General features: G+C 28.7%; 4 protein-coding genes. 2 read left to right on the top strand and 2 right to left on the bottom strand.

What is annotated here, in order from left to right; translation table 11 throughout:
• Together JJE11_RS14990 and JJE11_RS14985 are read left to right on the top strand one after the other, a co-directional pair.
• The coding region (locus JJE11_RS14990; RefSeq protein ID WP_291637043.1) for a site-specific integrase at positions 1 to 527 on the top strand (527 nt) is incomplete at its 5' end.
• 133 nt (positions 528 to 660) lie between these two features.
• Positions 661 to 1,236, top strand: coding sequence for a hypothetical protein (locus JJE11_RS14985; protein WP_291637040.1), 576 nt, complete (start codon positions 661 to 663; stop codon positions 1,234 to 1,236).
• A gap of 248 nt (positions 1,237 to 1,484) precedes the next feature.
• Here the strand turns inward: JJE11_RS14985 and JJE11_RS14980 are convergent, their stop codons facing one another.
• Both JJE11_RS14980 and mobV read right to left on the bottom strand, forming a co-directional pair.
• Positions 1,485 to 2,564 (bottom strand): replication initiation protein, encoded by a 1,080-nt coding sequence (locus JJE11_RS14980; protein WP_291637038.1) that lies wholly within the window; start codon positions 2,562 to 2,564, stop codon positions 1,485 to 1,487.
• A gap of 217 nt (positions 2,565 to 2,781) precedes the next feature.
• Positions 2,782 to 3,840: a MobV family relaxase gene (gene mobV / locus JJE11_RS14975; RefSeq protein ID WP_291637036.1), complete on the bottom strand. Its 1,059-nt coding sequence runs from the start codon at positions 3,838 to 3,840 to the stop codon at positions 2,782 to 2,784.
• Between the last annotated feature and the right edge of the window lie 773 nt (positions 3,841 to 4,613).

The following is a 4,613-nucleotide window of genomic DNA, read 5'->3' as shown; positions in this document are numbered from 1 at the left end:
TTAGAGATAGGGAAAAGCTTGAAGAAATGAAAATGGAGTTATTGAAAACAGGATATAAGAACTACTTAATGTTTGTCATAGGTATTAATACGGGCCTGAGGATCAGCGACATGTTAGAACTTAAAGTTAAGGATTTGAGAGATCAAACACATATTAAAATAATAGAGCAAAAGACAAATAAGATAAAAAGATTCCTAATAAATTCATCATTAAAAATAGAAATAGATAAATACATAAAGTCAATGTCTGATGAAGAATACTTATTCCAGAGTAGAAAAGGCGAAAATAAGCCCATTAGTAGAGTCCAAGCATATCGAATACTGAATAGTGCAGCGGAACATATTGGGCTTCAAGAGGTAGGCACTCACACACTAAGAAAGACCTTTGGATACTGGCACTACAAGCAAAATAAAGATGTTGCACTACTTCAACAAATATTTAACCATTCCTCACCTAGTGTTACTTTAAGATATATTGGAATCAATGAGGATATAAAGGATAAGAGCATAGAAAATTTCTATCTGTAAGATACTATTATGAATTAAAATTTAACCTTTCCATATGTAATAATAATTAATTTTTTTCAGTATAATACAAGTGTAATACAAATGTATTCATGATATAATTACAAGTATATTACATTTATATGAGGTGGATAAAATGGGAAATGAAGATTATAAAAAGCTAGATATATTGAATCAAATAAGTTTTGTTAATACTAAATTAAAAGAAGGATCAACTTTAACTGAAATTAGTTTAAATATTAATATTAGTAGAAAAACTATAGGAAATAAATTTATAGCTGCGGGATATATATTTAGTAAGCCACTAAAACAATACATAAAAAATGATGAATACAAAAGTAATATAACAGTAGTTTCAGCCCCTAAATCTACTCCAATTAAAGCAGTATCAACACATGAATATAAAAGTAATATAAATATATTTAATTCTAAGGACTCTGAAAATAAAATATTAAACATCATAGAAAAGCATGATAATATACAAGAAATGTTGGAATGGTACAACCATCAAAAGGACATTATTAATGTTGATGTAAGTGAGTTGAAAATTGCTAACGATAAATTACAAGGTGAAGTAAAAGTAACCACTGTGCGAATATATGGTGAGGTCTGGGAACATTTTAAAACCTTTATGGATACCTACAAAGAATTTAAGTCGATGGATTTAATAAGCATGGCATTAATAGAATATGCTGATAAATATAAAAAATAATTTTAGAAATCACATTTGTAATGTGGACAAAATGATACAAGCAATTAAAAAAGTAAATTTATTTACGGTCGCTTGCGATTTTTTTTGCTGATAGGTGTCATTTTGTCCACCTATATTTTGAGTGTAAATCAAAATATATATATCGTTGACTCTAGTGGCTTTAACATATGTAAACACCCTTCATTTTAACTGAAACCGACATTGATAAACAAAGTTACAGTATTTTTCTATAGTGTATTTAGTTTTATTTATCTCAATTTTAAATATTTCCCTTGTTGATATTCTTCTCCAACATCATCCATTTCGTTAATATCCCATCCTAAAAGCTTTCTTTCTAGCTTATCAAAATCATAAGATCTTTGTTCATAATCATTAAAATTACCTACTCTTTTTTTGCCTTTAGGTAGCTGATAATCCCCTTTTATTGCATCAAGCATCCAACCCATTAAACCTTTTATGTCGGATGTAACTTTAGCGATTTCATGCTTTTCTTTAATAATATCTATATCGCCATTGGCAAAATTTAATAATGATTCGGCATCTTTAACGTTTATGACTTCTTCAAATATAGCTTGAACTGCCATTATATCCCCTGTAGAGTGTGTTTTTGTTTCATCGGTACACTTGATCTCTTCAGTAGCACAAACTTCGCTTATAGCCTTACCATTAGTTTTTATGATGAATTTTATACCTTCTACCTTTCTACCTTTTTTAATTTCCTCAAAATCTATCAATAATTCACTACCATAATTGATTTCTTTTTGTGCTTTTAATAATATTTTTCTCTTAAAATCACCATATAGCTTATACTCTCCAATTTCTATTCCTAGTAAAGACTTTAAATCTTCAATTTTAAATACCCTAAATCCTATATTTTGATACTGTTTTAAAATCTCATATATTCTCCCTGAATATTGACTATTAAAAGTTACCATTTGTTCTAGTGAAAGCTTTGTAAATCGCTCTTTAAGCAATAATAGATATGGTTTAAGCTTTGGTGAAAATTCTAATTCGACATATCCTTCGTCAACAAAATATTCTGCTGAGCTTAACCATTTAGTCTTTAATATAGATTTTTCTTTTATTATAGTTAAATCCCTATCTCTTAAAGCTTCAACATACTGAGATACTTGGCTATATATATTCTTACTTTTTGTCCCTATTATATTTGCAAATTCTTTTGCAGTAAATTTATACAACTTGAAATCAGCGTCATCTTTGTTAATCATAGATGTTAAAACATATATGACCCTTTGCTCTCCAACACTTAGCTTATACGAAGCCTCAACTATGTAATTAGATTTTACAATTAGCTTATTTTTAACCATACATTACCACCCCAGGTAAAATTATATATTATGACTTTTTAAATGTCAAGTCATAATACCGGTCGTTCTCACCCCTTTTTGGTCATAGTTCACCCCTTTTTGGTCATAGTTCACTTGATAGAAGTTAGTCATACCAACACTTTCAATAGGGCGTAAAACCTTTAAAACAAGTACTGTTTAAAACCTTTAAAACAACAACAAGTTGTTGTTGTCTCTTTTATAGTTCTAATTCTTCTCTTTTATTTCTTCTTGAGATCTTCTCAGTTTCTTTTTCATCTTTTAATTTTTGCTGAACTTCAGGCATTAAATTGTTTTTTTCTAAAATATTAGTCATTATTTTATATTCTTTTATTAAACCTGCCACATTGTCAGTTAACTTTCTATTTTCTTTTTTTAATTTAGAGTATTTATCAAAGTACTCTGTGAATCCTTTATGATAACTTATATTAGCTCTTTTTAATTCATTCAAAGAATTTTCATTTAATACCCCTTTTTTAGCTAAATCTATTATTTTATTATAATCTCCCTCTTGAAGTGTTATTTTAGAGCCTATAAGGCTCTTTTTAACGCTTGTTTGTTCAAGATTCGATATATTAGTCGTTAAATTTTCTAACGCCTTAGATTTAACATTAAGCTCATTGTAGGCCTTATCAACTTCGATTTCACCTTTTTTTAACTCTTCTTGTTTAGTTTTAAGTTTAAAGTCTTGAGTATTCAAATGAATTTTTTCGCTACCGGCTTCACCTCTTTGAACATCAAATCCTTTACTTTGTAAATGTTTGGGTAAGTCAGATTGTAATTGTAATAGCGATTTACGATTAAAAAGAATCTTAGCAGAAAGTCTTCCGTCTTCTGTTAGAGGTACACTACAAAGGTGCATATGTGGTGTGGTTTCATCCAAATGTACGGTAGCTGCTACTATATTCTTTTCACCATATTTTTCTTTTAAGAATTCATAAGTCTGTTTAAAGAACTTCTCTTGATCTTCCAGGGGAAGCTTTTTGAAATATTCATTGTCAGAAGTTATTAAAGTGCTGGTCATTACTACAGCATCTTTTCTAATTCCCTTATTGACACTATAACCCTCTTTAATTATTTTTTTAACTTTACGATTATAGTTAATATGTTTCTCATTATGTAAGTCATAATTTAGAATTGTAAGGTCTTTATTTATGTCTTTATTTTTACTATTTTCACTTTCTCTTTGGTTGTGAATTTGTGTTCCTTTTACATCATTTGCTTTGAATTTCTGAACGTGACAAATTAAATAGCTCAAATTAAAAATCTCCTCCTTAGTTAAATTTAACTAGTCGCTTAATTTTAAAAGGAGCGAAGCGACCTAAACTTTAGAGTAAAGTATAGCATATTATACTTTACTCCGTAAAATTCGTGCTCTCCGAGGGAACAAGGGCAAAGCCCTTAAAACCATGAAGTATTGATACCACTAAGTTTTAACCAATTTAGCTAAAAATAGATGTCCTAAATTTAACTTAAAAAATTAATTGCTTGAAAGCTAGTTATAGAGCCATCGTCGTATACTTATACGTATCATGATTTTATACTTTAAAGGGCTTAAAATGATATTAAATTCAACTATTATTGTCGCTAAACGACCGAATTAGTTTATATTTTAATGCGTTGAAAAATTTAGTTGTCTTTAGGGCGAAGGACTTTTTGTATTGCATGCACAGTCGTATTTTAGTTTTAGATTTTTCTATCTGAATATGGCTGCACTCCCTTTCTTATTTTCTCAATTCACGGTTTGAACAACTGTATTTTATTTGTGAAATATAGTGTTTATCTTTTATGAAAACCAACTGAAAAAATGGAAGTGGTCAGAGTTATTTTTCTGACAAGGGGTCCGATTTTGAAGACGGTAGTTATTTTGGATCTCTCAACATTTTTAAAATTTAATTGGCGGTAATTTAAAATAAAGTTAATAAGTAATTGGATAAGAATTATTACAAGTTTTTTATATTTAGAGCCTATTTAATATATAATCTACTTATAACTTAAAATCCTCGGAAACACATTGCAAAAGGCTTTACA

Origin of the sequence: Clostridium sp., assembly GCF_016650095.1 — a bacterium.
GTDB lineage: Bacteria > Bacillota > Clostridia > Clostridiales > Clostridiaceae > Clostridium_AD.
This window is presented reverse-complemented; position numbering and strand designations above follow the sequence as displayed.